The organism is Pseudomonas sp. GP01-A4, assembly GCF_058780865.1.
This window is the reverse complement of the sequence record NZ_JBYSWF010000068.1, coordinates 1-18,699: the sequence shown is the minus strand read 5'-3', so window position 1 is coordinate 18,699 and position 18,699 is coordinate 1. Positions and strand designations below refer to the sequence as shown.

Sequence of the window (18,699 nt, the reverse complement as noted above, 5' to 3'; positions counted from 1 at the left end):
TGGCGCTGGCTTCACATCAGTTCCCGCTCGAATTGCCGCCGCCGCTCGCTGGGACCGGTGTAATCGGCCATGCTGAGCGTGCGATGGTTGATCGCTTCCTCACCGCTCTCCACGGCAGCGACGGCCGCCGCCATCAACAGGTGCGCCAGCTCGCCGATGGTGCCCTCGCTGCGCGTGAGCAGGTAGCGGGCCATATCCAGCGTGGCAATCGACGAGGGTCGCCGCAGCGGGAGCGAAGCCGCGAAGCTGGCCAGCAGTGAGCAGCAATCGTCGTTGGCCTCCCACACCGGCAGCATCATCGGCTCGAAGCGGTTTTCCAACTGGTCGTCCGAGCGGATCGCCAAGTAGGCATCGCGTGTGCCGACCCCGACCAGCGGGATGCGCAGCTCGTTGCCGAGGAAACGCAGCAGGTTGAGGAATTCCCGGCGGTTGACGCTGTTGCCGGCCAGGACGTTGTGCAATTCGTCGATCACCAGCATGCGCACGCCGACCTTGCGTAGCAGTGCCAGCGCCAATTGCTCCATTTCCGGCAGCCGTGGGCGCGGGCGCAATGGCGCGCCCATCGCGGCAAGTAGCGCGACGTAGAAGCGGATTACCGACGGTTCGGATGGCATCTGCACGACCAGTACCGGAATGTGCTCCTGGTCGGCGTCGGAGCTGGCCGGGTGGGTGCGGCGGAATTTCTCGACGATCATCGACTTGCCGTTGTTGGTTGGACCGACCAACAGCAGGTTGGGCATGCGTTGTTTGTTCGGCCACGCATACAGGGCTTCCAGCCGATTCAGCGCCTCGACTGCTCGCGGATAGCCGATCCAGCGGTCAGCGCGAAGGCGATGGATGCGTTCGTCCGCCGGAAGACGGGCCAAGCCCTGGGCCACCGGCATCAGGTGGGACAAGTCGATGATGGGATATTCTTCCACGGCTACCACTCCTCAATCTGGTCGAACGGTTTGGCAGGTGACTGGTTGTCTGCCTGCGGGTCAGCCATGTCCGCGTCCGGTGGTGGCGTGGTTTTGAAAAGAACTGCCGTTGCCTTGAGATGCTGGCGTCGATCCGCGTCGCGCCGCGCCTTGCGCGTAGCTTTCTGCGCGGTGGACACGATTTCGCGCATCTGGCCGATCATGCGAAACAGCGCCGACTCATCCACCTGTTCGCGCCCTTGCTGCCGCAATTTCGCCAGCGCCTGTCGTTGTTCCCAGAGGGTGACAGCCGGGTGCGACAAGGTGCGGTATGGAATTTCCAGATAGTGCTGCCCCTCCGGCTCCAGCACCCAAATGCGGCTGATGTCGCGCGGGTCGCGCCGGATCAGGAACGCAGGCAAGCGGTCGCGCCGAGCTATCCACGGCTTGAGCGCATCGGCGTAGTAATGGATGTGGTCGATGACGAAGCCGGTGCGGGTCAGCGTGCGGCGGATGATGGGCAGAAAATCGACCAGAAAAGCCGTGGTGCGAGTGATGACGGTTGGCACGCCGGTCCGCGCGATAGCTTCGGCCCAGCGCGCTGCCGGCGGCTGGAGCAGGCCGTTGTGCACGGAGCCGTGGTAGGTGCCGACCGCCAATGTGAGCCAGCGCTCCAGCTCACGCAGCGTCAGGGCGGCCTTGTTTTCGGAATCGTAGTCGCCGCGCTGGTCAGGGTTGGAGAAGGTCGTCCCTGGCAATTCGTCGTGGATCATCTGCATCGCCGTGCCGATGATCCGTTCCACGATGCCGCCGTAGTGCGGCTGCCCGAGCGGGCGATAGTCAAGCCGGATGCCATGCTGCTCGCAGCCTCGGCGTAGCGCTTCGCTCTTGAACTCGGCCGCGTTGTCCAGGTAGAGCAGCCTGGGCTTGCCGCTCATCGGCCACTCCATTTCTATGTTCAGACCCTCCAGCCAGGGACGCTTGTCGCAGGCGACATGCACAAGGCACAGGCCGACCGAAACAGATGACGGCGCTTCCAGCGTGACGACCATGCCGAGCACGCAGCGGGTAAACACGTCGATGGCGATGGTCAGATACGGACGGCCAATCGGTTGCCGGTCGCGCTCGTCCACCACGATCAGGTCGATGACCGTGTGATCAATCTGCACTTGTTCCAGTGGCGCGGTCACGGCGGGAGGCTCACCACCGACACCTTGCAGGCTGCGGGACGCATCCTGACCTTCCCGGCGGCGAGTGGCCTTGAGCGGATCGAGGCCGGCGATCCGCAGAGCCACGGTGTTGCGCGCCGGCGCCCGCAGCTTTTGCGCTTTGCAAGCCTGCGCGACCTCGCGGTGGAACGCTGCCAGGCTACGCTTCTGCTTGGTCAGGAAGCGCTTTTGCAGCAACTCGCGGATGATGCGCTCAACTGATTCCGGCAAGCGTCCCTTGCCTTTTCCGCCGCCGGATCGGCTGCGAGCCAGGTCCGTCACAAGCCCAGCACCTTGCCGGGCACGGCGGATTAGGACATACACCTGCCGCCTGGACAGGCCAAGCGCGTGAGCAGCGGCATCGGCGGCTTCATGCCCGACCACATCAAGCGCTGCCAGCGGCCCGATGATTTCCGCCCGTTGCCGGGCCTGCGCCCAAGCCGCATCGGGCAGGGTGGCCACGCCTTGCTCGGCAATCAATGATGTGTCTGACGCCATGCTCACACCTCGCTTTGGTGCACACGAGTATTGAGCATAGTCGAGATTGGTGCAGATGACTTCTGATATTGCGTTGTCAGGAGTCGCCTGCACATCTGGCGTTACGCCCCGTCAATTGGTGCAGTCGTCTTCTGAAAATGACATCGAGCGACTTTCATTCGGCCCCCTGGTCAATTTGGGTATAGGGAAAATGGCTATTGTTCCATGCCTAGCCAAAATGGGAAGGCTCCCGACTCAAATTGGCTAGGTTATTTTTGACCATGCAACTTGGCCGCGTGGATCTCGTTGTGGATCTCGCCGGCGTGGATCTCCGACCTGGCCAGCACGCCAAAAAAAAACCGCCCCGGAGTGCGGGGCGGCGAAGTGGTGCAGGGTGGTGGTGGGGTTATCCGATCTTGGCGGCCCGCTTCGGCCGCTGCTCTTGCTTCTGCTCGCGCTTCTGCTCCTGTTCCAGTTTCTGCGCCTTCTGCTCCTGGCCAACGTCGATCAGCACCTTGCCCACCGCCGTAGTGACCTGGCGCTTGACGCCTTCGCGGCCCAGCTCGCTCTTGTTGGCCAAGTCGTTGAAGTCGGTGAAGCCCTTGGGATCGCCCGCCTGCTCGCCTGGCGCGAAGATCGGGAAGATGGCCTTGCCGCCGACCGCCTGCGCCGCTTCCTCGGCCTTGGCCCGGCCGGGGTTGTGGCCGCGCTCGATCTCCTGCTGTTTGTCATCGTCGCCGGCGATGATGATGGGCTTGTCCGGGTACTTCTCATGCAAGGCGCGGGCGACGTGGGGCAGATTGCCGGAGTCAAACGCGGCGACGGTAGCGAAGCCCAGCGCCTCGGCATTGCTCGCGGCCGTGGCGTAGCCCTCGGAAATCACCAGCGCCGGCGCTGCGGCCAAGGCATCCATGCCGCCGACCGGATGGAAGCATCCTTCCTTCTTCGAGTCCTTGGCGAATCGCTTGGTGCCGTCCTCCTGGATGTACTGCATCGTCCACTGCTTGCCGTCCACGTCGAAGGCGGGGATGTAGGTTTTCTGGCCGTCCTTGTCGGTCAGCGCCCCGGCCTGCGGCTTGATGCCCTTGGCTTCCAGGTACGGCGTCGGCTGCTCGATGGCGGTAAGGCCGTCCATCTGGCGGCCGACCCGCTGCGCGGTCGCTTCCTGCTGCTTCTCGATCTCGGCGCTGCGCTCGGCCAGCTTGGTCGCGGCCTCGGCTTGCAGCTTGGCTTTTTCCTCGTCGCTCAAAGCGTAGCCCTTGCTCTTCCAGGTCACGTCCGTGCCGGTCTTGTTGTTGATGATCCGGCCCGCCGGGTGGCCGTCCAGGTGGCCGACATAAAAGCCGTCCAGCGCGCCGGCCTTGCCGCCCTCGACCGGAACACGGTGCTTCTTGCCGTCCATGATCGGATGGTCGCCGGCCGCGCCCTTGACGGTTCCAACCTGCAAGCCGGCCGCCTTCATCGCCTCGGCAAATTCTTCCCTGGGCGTCATGGCCGGCCCCTGCTGGGTCGATACGTTCTCGGGGTTCCAGCGTTCCAGCTTGGCCAAGTCGGCACGCGGGCCGGCATACCAGGACTTCGCGGCCTTGTCCCAAAGCGCGCCGGCGGCCTTCGCCTCGCCGCGTTCGGCGTAGGGAACGGCCAGATAGGTGCGGCCCTGGGCGGCTTTCTGGCCCTCGGGCTGGGCTTGGGGTGCTGCGGCCTCTGAACGGGCCTCTGTGGCCGCCGTAGCGGCTCCCTGCGCCCATTTGGCGAATGGGGCGGCATCGACGCCCGCCGGCACGTACCAGGACTGTTGCTGGCGATCCCAGCGCGCCCCGAGTCCCTTGGCTTCGTCCTTTTCCTTGAACGGCACATTGATGTACTCGCGTTCGGGCTTCTGCTGCTCCGGCTCGGCCGCCACGCCTTGGGCTTGCGCCTGCTGGTCGCGTTCAAGCTCGGCAATGCGGCGCTGCAAGTCCGCATCGTTGAGCATGGCGGTCGCCTCGGCATCCTTCCGGGCTTCTTTAGCCGCTGAAATGTCCTCGTCGGTGCTGTTGGGGTCGCGGCGCACCCGCTCTTCATGTACGCGGGCCAGCTTTGCCGCACGCTCAAGGTCGTTGACCTCGGCATGGGCATCGACCGCCGCCAGTCGCTGGGCCAGCTCGTCGGCCTGCTGTTCGCTGTCGAAGTCAGCAAGCCATTGGTGCGTACCATCTTCACGGCGGGCATACACGCCATAGAACTCGGGTTCGACGCCAAGGGATGCGGCGGCCGTGACGCTCTGCTGGTCGCCTTCGCCCTCCATGACGTTGCCCTGGACTTGCACCAGGCCGCTCCAATCAGCGGGCAGGGTGAAGCCGAAAGCCTGCTGGCTGGCCTCGTCCAGTGCCTGGCTGTCGATTGCCCTGGTGGCGTCGGTGCCGGTGTGCAAGTCACGTAGCGCGCTTGTGACCTCGGCATCCGGCCTGGACATGATGCCGTTGTCGGCGAGTCGATCCACCAGGCGGCCAGGCAGGCTGTCGATGTTGATTGGTGTCTGCATGTTTGTTCCTTCCTCCTGCTGCGCCCGCGCCTCCGGGAACTGCGCTACCAGGTCGGGGTACTCGGCCAGCACGGCCGCCGGCGGGAAGGTCGGCTTGGTGCCGATCTCTGCCGCTCCGGGCGTGTTCAAGTACAAGGCGTTGTTGACGGCCCCGCGATGCACGTCCGCAATGGCGGCTTCGGGGTTCTCGGCATCGGAAAACGACGAATAGCGGTCGCCAAGGGTGACGTTCCACTGGCGGCCGTGGTTTTCCAGCTTCTCGGTGGTGGCCTGGGCGGCGAACTCGGCCAGCGTCATTTCATGCGGCTGCCGCAAGTCGGCCTGCTGTTCCTGCACCTGCTTTTGCTCGAAGGCCAGCACGTAATCGTGAATCTTCTCGGCGTCGGACGATGCGCGGAAGATTTCCAGCGGATCGTCTTGCAGTGCCTTGATCCAGGAACCGACATAGGCGGCGTGCTGTTCGGGATCGTGCCCGATGCCCAGCTCGTCGCCCACGATCATCGAGGAAATCTCGGCGCGCAGCTCTTCCTTGGCGTAACCCTCCGACCCGAAGGGATGGGCAAGGTCGCGGTCGAGGCGCGAAGGGTGGCCAGTCCAGTGCCCCAGCTCATGCAACGCGGTCGCATAGTAGCGGTCGGCGCTCTCGAACTGGCTCTTTTCTGGAAGGGTGATGCTATCGGTCGATGGCCGATAGAAAGCCCGATCCCCGGCGCTGTGGCTGATTCTGGCCCCGGACGCTTGCAGGATGTGTTCGGCCCGCTCCACGGCATCCCATTGCTGTTCGGCCTTCGGTTTGATCTGCTGCGGGGGCAGGCCGTCGATCTGTTCGGCGTTGAACACGGTAGCGAAGAAAACGCGGGGTCGTTCGAGCTGGACGGTTTGCTTGACCTTCTCGCCGTTCGCATCGCGTATCGGCCGGCCCTGGTCATCGAGCTTGTCTTGCTCTTCGCTGAACTTCCAGTATTGAACCGGCGTGCCTTTCTCGCCCTTGCGCACCTGTGCGCCGGCGGCCCCCGCCTGCTTGTAGGTCATCCAGCGCGAATCATCGCGGCCCTGGGCCATCAGGTGAATGGCGTTGATTCCCTTATAGCGTTTGCCGGTGGTGGGGTTCATCGGCATCAGCGAGTTGGGTTCGCCTGGCTGCCACGGTTTTTGCCAAGGTGCGGTGCCGGCCTTGAGCTGTTCGATCAGCTTTTCGGCCACCACTTCATGAAACGGCTTCTTCGGTTCCATAGTGTTGTCCCTTCTGAATAGTTCGTTGATCTCCGGGAATGTCTGCTGTGTCCTGGTGCGGTCATGCAGGCCCTGGGCGACCATGCAAACGATGTTGTGCAGGTCGTCGGCTCCCATCGGCCGGACTCGGGCGATGCAGGTTTCCTTGAAAGATTGCTGGCCTCGCTGCTGCACCTGGTCGTTGCCAACGTGGTGACGTGGTGCGATGCCTTCGGATTGCAGGGCAATGACTTCCTCGGCGCGCATGTCCAGCGACGTGCCGGCATAGCGTTCGTTGATGTCATCCCATAGCGGCTTGAGCGTTGGTTCTTCGCGGCCGGCGATCACGCCATCGAGCAAGGCCCGCTTCTCGGCCGGTGCGAAGGTGTTGGCTCCGTAGTGCCCTAGAACTTCATGGCGCAACGTGATGAGCAAGTCGCGGGCGTCCTGGACGTTATCCAGGGGCACGTCCACGCGGCCCCGGTAGGTGCGACCGTTGGCGGCTGTCGTCTCTTTCGGAACATAGCCGCCCTTCATGTCCTGGGGCACTTCCACGGCACGCGGCCCGTAAAGCTGGGCCGTGTTGTCGCGGAACTTATAGGCCAGCTCAAGCGCGCCGGGGTAGTCGCGCAAGAACAGCCGCGCTACCCCTTCGGCCTCGGCCTTGGTGATGGCCATCTATCAATCCTCCTTGGCGTTGTGCCTGGCGATTGCCTCGGGCACCGTCTCGCCGTCCTTCATGCCGAATCGCTCGCGGGCGTTCGTGCGGGTGATGAAGGTCGGGATTTCCGCGCTCGGGCCTTCGTCGTCCAGGAACTCCGGCTGCTCTTCGCCCGGCACGTCCACCAGGTCAGCGTTGCTGTCGGTGGCGTCCTGCTCGCTCAAGGCATCCTCCACGAACGCGCCGGCGCGTTCGGCTTCCTCGGGGTCGAATTCGGCCTGGTAGCCGGGCGTCTGTGCATCGGCCAGCTTCTCGCGCAGCGCCTCGGTGGCGGTGGCGTAGTCATCGACCGGCGGCAGCGCCGCATCGGTGGTGTTGGTTTGGTTCTTCGGGTCAGTCATGGCGTTACTCCTTGTCGGTGGTTGAATCTGCTGGGCCGCTGCGGCCCTTGCTGTAGTCGGGCCGGCCTTTCAGGTCGGGATAGGTCTGTTTGCACCCTGGGTAGTTGCTGCATCCCCACCAGAAATGCCCCTTCTTCTTGCTCGGCCGCCGCGAAAGGCCGGTGCCGCACGCCATGCACTTGTGCAGGGTGGACACTGGCGCGGCTTCTTTGCCGCCGGCGATGGTCACGGCTCCGGTGTTGGCCTTTGTCACCTGGTCGCGGATGAAGGCTTCTTGCTTCGTGATGAACGCGGCCAGCTCGGCGGTGCCCTGCTCAATGCCCTTCAACATGCGTTCGTACAGGGCGGTGAGTACCGGGCTTTTCACAACCTCGGGCAGCGCGTCGATCACGCTGCGGCCCAAGGTCGTGCTGATGATCTGCTTGCCCTTGGTTTCCAGGAACTCGCGGCGTTTCAGCTCGGCCAGAATGGAAGCGCGGGTTGCCGAAGTGCCGATGCCGTCGCCTTCGCGCAGCATCTTTTTGTGTTCGGCGTCGGCCACGAACTTGTGGATGTTCTCCATTGCGCGGGTCAACGTACCTTCGGTGAACCGCTGCGGTGGCTTCGTTTTCGAGTCCTTGCGGGCGGCGTCGGTGCAAGTCACGCCGTCGCCTTGCTTCATCGCCGGCAGGCGCTGGCTGTCGCTGTCGTCTTGCTCCTTGTCGGCGTCCTCGTCCACCTGGTCGTACACGTCACGCCAGCCGTTTTTCGTGACTACCTTGCCGCTGGCCGCGAATGTCTCGCCGGCAACGTCCGCGCCCACGGTGGTCTGCATGTATTCGTGCAGCGGGTAGAACTGCGCGATGTAGGCCCGCACGATCAGTTCATAGATGTTGCGTTCGCGCTCGCTCAAGCCGGCCTTGCTGCCCTTTTGCATGGTCGGCACGATGCCGTGGTGCGCGGTGATCTTCGAGTCGTTCCAGGTCTTGGACTTGATGCGCGGATCGGCGGCATCGACCAGGCTGGCCAGCTCCGGGTTCACATGCTTGACGGCATCGAGCACGTTGGCCGCGTCGGCGTGCTGCGACTCGGGCAGGTACGCGCAATCGGTTCGCGGGTAGCTGGTCAGCTTGTGAGTTTCATAGAGCGACTGGCAGGTATTCAGCACGTCCTCGGCGCTGTACCCGTACTTGTTCGAGGCCAGTACCGTAATGTCGGACAGTGCGAACGCCAGCGGTTGGTTCTGCTTCTTCGCTTCCTGTTTGTACTCGGCAATGCTGCCGGGCTGGCCCTTGACGCTGGCGACCAGGGCATCGGCCACGGCGGTATCGACAAGGCGGCCCTCGCTGTCCAGGCCGGCTTGATCTTCCTTCGCCTTCCAGGCGGCCATGAACGTCCCGCCTTCGTGCTGAATCGCTGCGCGGATCGTGTGATACGGCACCGGCTTGAAAGCCTCGATTTCACGGTCACGATTCACGACCAGGGCCAGCGTCGGAGTCTGCACCCGGCCCACGGTCAGCAAGGCCCTGGAACCGCCGCGCTGCGCCCGCAAGGTGTAGGCGCGGGAAAGGTTCATGCCGATCAGCCAATCGGCGCGTGCGCGGCCTCGGGCAGCGTCGGCCCAGCCGTGATAAGTGTTGTTTTCTTTCAGTGCGGCCAAGCCCCGCTTGACCGTCACGGTGTCCTGCGCGGAAACCCAAAAGCGGCGCGTTGGCTTGTTGGCCTTGAAGTGGTGCAGCACTTCATCGACCAGCAACTGGCCTTCACGGTCGGGGTCGCCAGCGTTGACGATTTCGCCCGCCTCCTTGATGAGTTTGCCGATCACGGCAAGCTGCTTCTTCGCGTCGTCCTTCGGCCGCAAAATCCACGTTTCCGGGATGATTGGCAGCTCTTCGATGCGCCAGATTTTTTTGCCGTTGCTGTTGCGCGGCACGTCATCGGGCGTGTACTCGTCCGGCTCGGCCTGTTCCAGCATGTGACCAAAGCACCAGGTTATTTTGTCGGTGCCGCATTCGATGTAGCCGTCGCCTTTGCTTGTGACGCCCAGCGCCTCGGCAATGGCTTTCGCTACGGATGGTTTTTCAGCGATGAAAAGTCGCATGGTGATCCCCTTCCCTACCAGGTGATGACCGGACGAATCACGGTCTTGATTTGCGAACGATTGATGGGGCCGAAGTAACGGCCATCGAACGATGTGCCGCTTACGTCCGACATAAGCAGCACTTCGGAATTGCCTAGCGTGTAGTGGTCGGCCTGGAAGCGTGGCAACGGCCGGCCAGCCGAATCGGCCTTGATGGGCTTGCTCAAGGGCAGCAGCTCGCCATTCACGCGCACACCGTCATCACTGACAGTCACGGCGTCGTTTTTAGCGGCTAAAACGCGCTTCATCATGTAGCCGTATCCGCCTGTGCAGAACCCGGCCCCGATGTAATCCCTTTCCTTGGCGTCATCGAATACGCCCGTTTGCGGCGGACACCAAAGCACATACGCGCCCTTCTCCACCGGCGCGCTGCTCGTCCAGTACAAGCCAACTGGAATGCTCTTGGTGGTGTTGATCCGGGCACCGGCGGCATAGCCGCCAGCGCCCAGCACCAAGACAGCAATGCCGGCGATGGCTACGCCGGCCGTGATGCGTTTCGCCACGTTCTTCATATCGTGATCCCCTGCCCCGCGTCCTGGATGTGGATGGTCTTGTCGCTGACCTTCGGAGCGGGGATTGCGGCACGCGCCTGGAATACCGGGTCTTTGAAGTACAGCGGTTGCTTGCCGTAAATCGCGGGATAGCCGGCGACATAAACAACCATGTCGCCCGCCTGCTCGATTTCGCCTGTGGCCGACTTGCGCGGCCCTGGCATTCGCAGGCACTCATCGGGGGTAAGCAAGGGGCGCTGCACTTCCTGGAACGTGCGTGACACCTGGCCCAGCATGGCGGCCGTGCGGCGGCCGCTAGTCGTGATCTGTTCCTTGACGATGGTGGTCTGGCCGGTCAACCGCGAAAGGTGCTCGGCAGTCTCGACACGGTTGGGCGGATAGGCGTTCTGGACGTGGCAGTTACTGGTGATTGTCTCGTCGTGGCCGTATCCGGTTTCGCGGCTCTTGAGCTGGTTAATGTCCTGGCAAATCAGGTAGCACTTGATGCCGTAGCCGGCGACGAAAGCCAGCGACTCTTGCAGGATTTCCAGCTTCCCAAGGCTCGGGAACTCGTCCAGCATCATCAGCAGCCGGTGCTTGTAGTGCGCGACCGGCCGGCCATCCTCGAAGTCCATCTTGTCGGCCAGCAACCGCACAATCATGTTGACCATGATTCGCACCAACGGGCGCAGTCGGGCCTTGTCGTTGGGCTGCGTGACGATGTACAGGCTGGCCGGGTCGTCCTGGTGCATCAGGTCTTTGATGCGGAACTCTGACTTGCTCACGCTGCGGGCCACAACCGGATCGCGGTACAGGGACAGGTACGATTTCGCGGTGGACAACACCGATCCGGCTTCTTCCTCCGGCCGATCCATCATGTCGCGGGCCGCCGATCCGATGGCATGGTGGTTCTGGCCGTCAACGTGGCCGTAGGTCGTCATTTCCATCCACAACTCGCCAATGTCGCGGTTGGGATCGGCCAGCATGGCATCGACCGATGGCAACGTGGCATAGGTGCCGTCTGCCTTGGCCTTGTAAAGCGCGTGAAGGATCACGCCAACCAGCAGCGAAAACGCGGTTTTCTGCCAATGGGAGTCCAGCCCCTTGCCGTCCGGGTCAACGATGAGCTGGGCAAGGTTCTGCACGTCGCCCACTTCAAATTCGGTTCCCAGCCGGATTTCGTCCAGGGGATTCCAACAAATTCCGCCGCTCGATGAGGCCGGCTCGAAGCGCAGAACCCGGTTCTTCGCGTGCTTCTTCCGCCAGCCGGCGGTCAAGGCCCACAACTCGCCCTTGAGGTCGGTAATGACGGCACTGGCGGGCCACGAAAGCATCGTCGGGACAACCAGGCCGACACCTTTACCGGATCGCGTCGGCGCGTAGCACAAGACATGCTCCGGGCCGCTGTGGCGCAGGTAGTAGAACGAACCGTCTTTGTCCTCCCAGCCGCCGACATAGACGCCGGTGGCCGTTGCCTCTTCCTTGCCGGTCACGACTTCCAGGACAGTGCGCGGCCGGGGTAGCAGGCCGGCCGCCTGAATGTCCTTCTTCTCGGCCCAGCGCGCCGATCCGTGCAGGTATTCGTTCGCCTTGGACGTGTTCGACGCGACTACCTTGGCAATGGCCACGCCCAGCAGCCCCACGGTCGTCACCAGCATTCCCATGCTGCCGGCGCTCATGATTTCGTTGGGATAGTGGCCGTACCACTTCGACGCCCACTGCAAGATCGACCAGGGCGCATAGACGTGGCCGATGTTCGGGCCAAGGCTTGCCTGGTACTGGAACGTATGCGCGAAAAACTGCGTTGAGGCTTGCAGGCCGCCGGCCAGCGACAAAACGCCCAGCGTTGGCAGCAGCTTGCTCGGCTTGGGCTTTGCAGAGCGCACCTGTGGGCCAACTGCGTTGTTCATCTTGATTTTCATCTGCTCCTTCCTTTCGACGTTTTGATCGAGCCTTTTGGTGTGATCGAGACGGCATCGCCTATGGCAATGCGCTTCAAGCGGCGGGCGGTGGCCTGGTCGATGGGCATAACCATCACGTCATCGCCACGCCTTACCAGGGCCAAGTCCTGGCCCTCGACGTTCCGCATACCGGCAAACGACAACGCGCCATCACCGTCAGTATAACGCGAGTGTTTCGGTATATCGAAACCTTTTAGCCTCTTGCCTTCGCGTTCGGCAATGTATTTATCCATTGCCTTGACCTGCTCGGGCTTGTGTTCCGGTCGTGCGTCTAGCCTTCCTCCTGGCCCAGAAACTCCCCGTCGCAGTGCGTTATCTGGTTGGGTTCCTTGCTGCTCCATGTGACCAGGAACATCACGCGGCAATAGCACTTCACTTCCGCTGGCGATGCGAACCACACCGAGTTTGGACAGTGCTCGCAAACGGTTTTTGCTTTGGGGCGGCGGGACTCTTCCAATGCGTCCAATGTCGGGCTTCCTGTGCTGTCCGGCGGCGTGAATCCCTCCTGCTGGATCGCGCCCGCTTCCTCCGGCGTTGATGCCGGATCGGGTAGCGTTGTCGTCGGCAGCGGGTCTTGATCCAGCGCGGCCAGTGCCGCGTCCAGTTCGTCCTCGATCTTGTTCGGGTCTGTCATGGGTGTTCTCCTTCTTCAAAAGAGCCTGCCGCCGGCTTTCCAGCGCCGGATCGGCAAACGTGATGGGTAGTTGTGAATCGACGGCTGCGCGGATGATCTGCGCCTTGAACTCGGCGGTGCCATTGACCGTGATGCGGTTGCCGTACCGCTCCATTGCCAGCCGTAGGGCTTGCTGCAAGCCCTCGCGGGTGGCTTCGCGGGACACTTGCAGCTTGTCGCCGTCATCCCGCACCGCAGTCTTGCCAGCGCGGAAAATGATCGTTCCCTTCTTCGTGATGTTGTCCACCACGGGCGCGTGCCCTGGCTTCGCCTGGCCCTCGCCCTTCACGGTGTTGCCCTTGAGACCTTGGGCGGCCTCTCTGGCGCGCAGGGCGGCCAGCGCCTCGCTGTTGCCCTGCAAGGCTTCCTTCTTGAGCCAGTCGGCCCATGTGCGCCGCTTGTGGGCGTCGTAGCAGTCCTGGCGATCCTTCTGGTACTGCTTATTGATGCTGTCGATCTCGGCGCGCAGCGCCTTGCTGGCCTGGGCGTACAACAACTTCTTGTTCAATCGGTTTTCGCCCAAGACCTTGATCGTGGCCCGCCGTAGCCGATTCGACCGCTTGGCATCCTCGACCTTCCGGGTTTTGCGCTGCCTGGCCTTGTCCAGCGCGGCCCGTTGCGTGGCCGCCAAGGTTTGTTGATCGGCCTTATATCTGGCGTACAACTCAACGGTGTTGACCCGCAGGCGTACCGGCTTCTTCTGGTACTGCCGCTTCGCTTTGGTTTCCGCTTGCCGTTCGGGCGATGCCTCGAACGGGCCAAACCTCGCTTCCAGCTTCGGTTTGGAAAGTTCGCGGGCTACTGTGCTTGCCTTAACCTGGGTGCCGTCGCCGGCTTCGATTACGAAGCCATTGCCTTTTGCTCGCAGCTCTAGGCCGTTGGCCTGCAACGCTTGGTGCAGTTCCGTCCAGGACTGCGCGGCCTTGATCTCTTCCAGGCATTCGCGCTTGATCCATCCGACCAGGCTTTCCACGCCGGCATGTCGTTCCATGTCGGCCGCCCGGCCTTCGGCGATGCTGCGCGCCGGGGTGTGGTTGTCTTTTTCCAGCCCGTAGTCGCGTTCCAGGACTTCGCACAACTCGCCCAACGTCCGATAGGACTGGAAGGGTTCGTGCATCGTGTTGCGCGTCGGATGAATCTTGTTGATGGCGATGTGGATGTGCAGGTTGTCGGTGTCGTGGTGCACGGCACTGATTCGTTGATGCTCGCCATAACCCAGCCCCGCGCAAATACGCTCTTCAATCGCTTTGAGGGTGTCGGCGTCGGGCTTCTCGCCAGCGCGAAAGCTCACCAGCAGGTGAAAGGTCTTGTCGCCAGTGGCGCGCGTGTTCATGTGCTGCGTCGCCAGCACTTCGTCCGTAGCGGCCTGCACGGTGCCGGCCTGGCAGTTCGTGACTGTGACCAGGCCCAGCCGTTCGGTCTTGCTTTGCGCGTCCGTGATGTACTCCGCCAAGCCAGCGAAGTCGCTCTTGCCAAGCGAACGCATGGGAACGTGCTTGGCGATCATCGGGCACGCTCGATTTTTTTAGCGGCTAAAGTCATGGCTCGGCCCTCGGCCGCACCACGGCTTTCATGACGCGCCCCATTTCGTCCTGGGTCGCCTCTATGCGCCCCAGCAGCGCCCGAAGGGTCGCTTCTCCGATGTGGGCGGTTCGCACGTCATCGGTCAGCCAGAGTTTCAGCAAACCGCCCAAGCGGCCAAGGTCGCCATTGATCCTGGCCAGCTCGCGCACGCGCTCGTAGTCGGTTATGCCCTTGATCTCGTAGCCCTGGCCGACCTCGCGCAAGTAGCGCGCAACGCTCAAGCCCGCTTGCCGGGCTTGGCGTTCGATCTCTTCCTTCTCGTCCGGGAACACCGGCACCCGAAGGTGCTGCCGGCGCTTCCGGCCTGTTTGCTTTTCGTCTTGCTCCATCGTCCAACCTCGCTTGTTGCTTCTTGCCGGCGGTAGCCGGCTGGCCTCGCAGAGCAGGATTCCCGTTGAGTGCCCCCGGCGCGAATAAGGGACAGTGAAGATAGATAACCGGCTTGCCCGGTTAGCTAACTTCACCCATCCTGCCCGCCTTACGGCTCCTTTGACGCCAAGAATGAAATCAGATTCACATTCGATTTACTAGCGATTTTGCCTCAAAACTAGAACGATTGCATCAACGATATAGCGAAACTGGCTAGAGTTGCGCTAGAATCGTGGATGTAGTGCTCCAATCGACCTAAAATCGGGAAGGAATCGTATTGATGAAGGATGAAAAATCGTTATGGCTAAGAGCCTTTCAGAACGCATTGCCCAGCGGGTAAGCACCAGGCAGCCGAGTCGAACCGGGAAGAACCGGGCATCGTTTCTTGCGGTTCGGGACGATGTGAAAAAGGCGCTGGATGATGGCTGGCCAGTCAAGGTGATCTGGGACACCTTGCGCGATGAAGGAAAGATCGAGTTCGGGTATGACGCCTTTATCGGCTACGTGAACCGGCTCATTCGCAACGTGGAACCAACGCCGCCCGCCAAGCCGCCGGCCGACCAGGTGAAGGCCGACAAGCCAGCACCGAAGGCCAAGGCGAAAACCGATGCACCACAAGAACCGAAGAAAGAAGCGACGCCCATTGGTGGCTTCAACTTCAACCCGAAACCGAATAAAGAGGATTTACTGTAATGGCGAAAATTCACATGGTTTTGCAAGGCAAGGGCGGCGTCGGCAAGTCGATGATCGCGGCCGCAATTGCCCAGTACAAAGCGAGCAAGGGGCAAACACCGCTTTGCATCGACACCGATCCGGTCAACAGCACCTTTGAGGGGTATCGGGCGCTGAACGTGCAGCGCCTGAACATCATGGATGGCGACGAAATCAACACCAGGAACTTCGATGCCCTGGTGGAGCAAATCGCCTCAACCAAAAGCGACGTCATCATCGACAACGGGGCCAGCTCGTTCGTCCCACTGTCCAGCTACTTGATCGGCAACCAGGTGCCGGCGCTGCTCCAAGACATGGGGCATGAACTGGTGGTGCATACGGTCGTCACCGGCGGGCAAGCCTTCCTGGACACGTTGAATGGCTTTAGCACGCTTGCCCGGCAATTCCCGGCCGAATGCGTGTTCGTGGTCTGGCTCAACCCGTATTGGGGGCCAATCGAGCATGAAGGCAAGGGCTTCGAGAAGATGAAGGCGTACACCGACAATAAGGCGCGGGTGTCGGCCATCATCCAGATTCCGGCTCTCAAGGAAGAAACCTACGGCCGCGACTTCTCGGAAATGCTCCAGGAGCGCCGGACGTTCGATGAAGCCCTGGCCGACTCGGCCCTCACGATCATGACGCGCCAACGGCTCAAGATCGTGAAGTCGCAGCTCTTCCAGCAGCTTGAAAATGCGGCGGTGCTCTGATGGCAAGCGACGACAAGATCGAGGAAACCATCAAGGCCATTGCGGCACGGCACGGCATCGCTGTCAGCCGCGATGACCCGATCCTGGTACTGCAAACGATCAATGATCGTTTGATGCAGGACAGCCAAGCCGCCCAGCAAGAAATCCTGGAAGGCTTCAAATCGGAGCTGGAAGCCATTGCACACCGCTGGGGTGAGGACTCCAAGGGGAAGGCCGAAAGAACGCTTAACGCGGCCCTGGCGGCCTCCAAGGAGGCAATGGCGCAAGGCATGAAGGATGGCGCGAAAGCGGCGGCCGAAGCGGTGCAGCGTGAGTTTGACGCCAGCGCGGCAAAGCTGGCCGGCTCGATCCGGGAAGCGCGCCGCGTGTCCATGCTGAACATGGCCGCCGCCGGCCTCGCCGTGCTGGCCGCCGCACTGGCCCTGTGGGCCTCGATGTAGGCCCGCCGCCGCTCCAAGAAAAAGCCCGGCAGTGCCGGGCTTTTGTTTATACGGTGCGGGACAGTCCCAAGGATTGCGACCGTCCTAGTCGCTGCTCCTGGGCCTGCTTTCGTTCTTGTTCCTGCTTGCGCATAAGCGCCTGGTGCCGGCGCTGCGCTTCGCGCATTGCGTCCCAATCCGAAGCCAGTTCGGGGCGCTCGGCGCGCATCTTGCGCGTGGCCAGCTCTTCGACCTTGGGCGCATGGATGCCCATGCCTTCCTTGATCTCGCGGACAACCTCAAGGCGAGTATGCAGCACCTGCAAGCGCGCTTGCTGCTGTACTTGCTGGCTTTGCCACGCCTGCCGCGTACCTGGCCGCGCCAAAAAACTCGGCTTCCCTGCCTGCGCCTGCTGCAAGCGGGCCTGCTGCCGGTCGATCAGGTTTTCTAGGCGATCCTCGATATGCTCGACCTGGGCGAACTTCGCCTGGACGTACACGGCCAGCGCCTCTTGATAGGTCTGCTCGATTGGGGCGGCCTCCAAGGCCGCCTGCTGCTCGCGCTCGATTTCCTGCGCGGCCTCTAGCAGCTCTTCGCCGCCGCTCGTAGCGGCAGCGGCACGGCCCGGCTTGGTAGGTGTCGGGGCGCTGCTGTCTCGTCGGGATGCTGATTTGTTCAAGGAAGCCTCCTTTAGCCGCTAAAAATTATCGGGATCGCCCTCGGCTAAGTTTTGCGGCTTCGGCGGCCACCGTGGCCTTGCCCTGGGCGTCGTAACTAATACTCTTTGATGCTCCTACTTCTGGTACTTTATCGAAATTTTGTCGTTCGTGCATGACAAAATTTTTCCCGATCTGCTGATACACGTTGCTACTGTCCGCGTGAACGATCAGCCCATCATGCCGTTGGCCCTTGTCGGCCTCTTTCGCCATGTACAGGTTGTAAATGCCGGGCTTGAGTGCGCCGGCCTTGTCCACCTTCTCGTTTGTCCACGCGCCTCCTTGCTCGGCCTGAACGATGCGTTGCCCGTTCATGACCAATAGGCGTTGTTTCATTGGACACTCCTAATCGTTGGTACTGGTTAAAAAATGGATGTTGGCACCTCCATACGCCACAACGAAAAAAGCCGACCTCGGCAGTTCGAGGCCGGCTTTATCCATCTTGCCGGGGCGCGCTTGTCAAGGTAACTGTTAATTTTAGTGAAAACCCTCCGATAAATCAGGATTTATCACTCTTACCCCGGCCACGCTCGGCCTTCTCGGCCCTCGCCATGACGGTTTCCAAGGCTTCCAAGCGTCCCCGTAGGGTAGCGGCTTCCTCGCGGGCCGTAGCGGCCTCCTGGCGGCTGCTGTCGCGCTCTGCCTGCGCCTTGGTGTAACGCTCGGCCTGTCGGGCGGCCTCCTGGGCGACCGTCTTACGCTGCTCCTGGTGCGCCTCGCGCTCGGCGTTCGCCTTGGCCTTGATCTCGGCAATCTGGCCCAACACGTCCAGGGCTTCATCGCGGGCGGTGTCACGCTCTGCCTCGGCGGCCTTGGCCCGGCCCACGGCTTGATCGCGCTCTTGGCGCAGGCGGTCGGCTTCCTGGTGTGCCCGATCCAGTTCGGCGCGCAGCTCGCGGGCGCGATGCTCGATCTCTTCGGCCTTCTGCTCGGCCAGCGCGGCCCGCCGCTCGGAAGCTGAAAGGTTGGCTGCAATCTCGTCCAGCGTCTTGTCTTGGGCCTCGATCTGCTTGCCCGCCGTGGCCAGCTCCCTCCCAAGCTCCGCATTCTGCTCTTGCACCGCTTCCAGCTCGGTCGCCTGCGTTTCGTATGCGTCGGCCAGCTCGGCCCGCATGGCGTCCAGCTCGGCCCGCTCGCCCTCCCAGCCGGCTTGTGCGGCCCGCAGCGACTCGTTCGCCAGCTCCTGGGCCTGCTGCCACAACACGGCCACCGCCTGGCCGCCGGCGGCCGACACGGCCTCGGGCACCTGGACGGCTACCGGGGCCGCCTGGGCGGTCTGCGCTCGCCTCCACTCCTTCATGCCGCTGCTGGCGTCATTCATGTTGACGCGGGCGGCCTTGCGCACGGCATCGACGGTGGGGAAGGCATCCCGGCCGTTCTGCTCGAACAGTGCATCGGCGGCAGCATAGATGCGGTCGCGGGTTTCCTTGGTCAGCTCCATTGTGTCGCCCTCTTGGTAGTTGGTAAGAATAATAATATTCTTCTTATTCTTACCTGTCAAGCGTTTTAGCTAAACTTTTTAGCGGCTAAAGCGCCCGGCCTGGCGCGTGTTGGCCGGCGTTCAGGC

Annotated in this window: 15 protein-coding genes; 3 read left to right on the top strand and 12 right to left on the bottom strand. The window is 62.4% G+C overall.

Going from position 1 to position 18,699, the window contains the following annotated elements; genetic code table 11:
• Positions 1–11: 11 nt before the first annotated feature.
• The 9 genes from AC3WKX_RS28195 to traJ form a co-directional block, all read right to left on the bottom strand.
• Complete coding sequence (locus AC3WKX_RS28195; RefSeq protein WP_000393453.1) at positions 12–920, bottom strand: TniB family NTP-binding protein; 909 nt, start codon at positions 918–920, stop codon at positions 12–14.
• A 2-nt stretch (positions 921–922) separates the two neighbouring features.
• Positions 923–2,605, bottom strand: a complete 1,683-nt coding sequence (locus AC3WKX_RS28190) for a TnsB C-terminal domain-containing protein (protein WP_103406877.1) — start codon at positions 2,603–2,605, stop codon at positions 923–925.
• 385 nt (positions 2,606–2,990) lie between these two features.
• Positions 2,991–6,998, bottom strand: a complete 4,008-nt coding sequence (locus AC3WKX_RS28185; protein ID WP_031942762.1) for a zincin-like metallopeptidase domain-containing protein — start codon at positions 6,996–6,998, stop codon at positions 2,991–2,993.
• 3 nt (positions 6,999–7,001) lie between these two features.
• A complete protein-coding gene (locus tag AC3WKX_RS28180; protein WP_031942763.1) occupies positions 7,002–7,382 on the bottom strand; it encodes a hypothetical protein in 381 nt (126 codons plus the stop codon).
• 4 nt (positions 7,383–7,386) lie between these two features.
• Entirely contained in the window at positions 7,387–9,462 is a 2,076-nt protein-coding gene (locus tag AC3WKX_RS28175) for a DNA topoisomerase III (RefSeq protein WP_102606323.1), read from the bottom strand.
• Between the two features lie 14 nt (positions 9,463–9,476).
• Entirely contained in the window at positions 9,477–10,013 is a 537-nt protein-coding gene (traF, locus tag AC3WKX_RS28170; RefSeq protein ID WP_102606324.1) for a conjugative transfer signal peptidase TraF, read from the bottom strand.
• Positions 10,010–11,914: a type IV secretory system conjugative DNA transfer family protein gene (locus AC3WKX_RS28165; RefSeq protein ID WP_031942766.1), complete on the bottom strand. Its 1,905-nt coding sequence runs from the start codon at positions 11,912–11,914 to the stop codon at positions 10,010–10,012. The genes traF and AC3WKX_RS28165 overlap by 4 nt, the downstream gene beginning before the upstream one ends.
• Positions 11,911–14,133: a TraI/MobA(P) family conjugative relaxase gene (gene traI / locus AC3WKX_RS28160; RefSeq protein WP_031942767.1), complete on the bottom strand. Its 2,223-nt coding sequence runs from the start codon at positions 14,131–14,133 to the stop codon at positions 11,911–11,913. The genes AC3WKX_RS28165 and traI overlap by 4 nt, the downstream gene beginning before the upstream one ends.
• A 31-nt stretch (positions 14,134–14,164) precedes the next feature.
• Positions 14,165–14,539 (bottom strand): conjugal transfer transcriptional regulator TraJ, encoded by a 375-nt coding sequence (traJ, locus tag AC3WKX_RS28155; protein ID WP_015061636.1) that lies wholly within the window; start codon positions 14,537–14,539, stop codon positions 14,165–14,167.
• 340 nt (positions 14,540–14,879) lie between these two features.
• Between traJ and AC3WKX_RS28150 the strand changes: the two genes are divergently transcribed.
• The 3 genes from AC3WKX_RS28150 to AC3WKX_RS28140 are packed head-to-tail and all read left to right on the top strand — an operon-like array spanning position 14,880 to position 16,437.
• On the top strand, positions 14,880–15,272 hold the full coding sequence (locus AC3WKX_RS28150; protein WP_031943025.1) for a TraK family protein: 393 nt from the start codon (positions 14,880–14,882) through the stop codon (positions 15,270–15,272).
• Positions 15,272–15,997: a nucleotide-binding protein gene (locus AC3WKX_RS28145; protein WP_015061634.1), complete on the top strand. Its 726-nt coding sequence runs from the start codon at positions 15,272–15,274 to the stop codon at positions 15,995–15,997. Before AC3WKX_RS28150 ends, AC3WKX_RS28145 begins: the two co-directional genes overlap by 1 nt.
• A complete protein-coding gene (locus tag AC3WKX_RS28140; RefSeq protein WP_015061633.1) occupies positions 15,997–16,437 on the top strand; it encodes a conjugal transfer transcriptional regulator TraM in 441 nt (146 codons plus the stop codon). Before AC3WKX_RS28145 ends, AC3WKX_RS28140 begins: the two co-directional genes overlap by 1 nt.
• Before the next feature lie 46 nt (positions 16,438–16,483).
• On the opposite strand, the gene AC3WKX_RS28135 is transcribed toward AC3WKX_RS28140, so the two are convergent.
• The 3 genes from AC3WKX_RS28135 to AC3WKX_RS28125 all read right to left on the bottom strand — a co-directional run bounded on the left by AC3WKX_RS28135 (position 16,484) and on the right by AC3WKX_RS28125 (position 18,573).
• A complete protein-coding gene (locus AC3WKX_RS28135) occupies positions 16,484–17,095 on the bottom strand; it encodes an IncP plasmid survival protein KfrC family protein (RefSeq protein ID WP_256579842.1) in 612 nt (203 codons plus the stop codon).
• A 25-nt stretch (positions 17,096–17,120) separates the two neighbouring features.
• Entirely contained in the window at positions 17,121–17,468 is a 348-nt protein-coding gene (gene kfrB, locus AC3WKX_RS28130) for an IncP plasmid survival protein KfrB (RefSeq protein WP_031942772.1), read from the bottom strand.
• A gap of 163 nt (positions 17,469–17,631) precedes the next feature.
• On the bottom strand, positions 17,632–18,573 hold the full coding sequence (locus tag AC3WKX_RS28125) for a DNA-binding protein (protein WP_102606325.1): 942 nt from the start codon (positions 18,571–18,573) through the stop codon (positions 17,632–17,634).
• Positions 18,574–18,699: the final 126 nt, after the last annotated feature.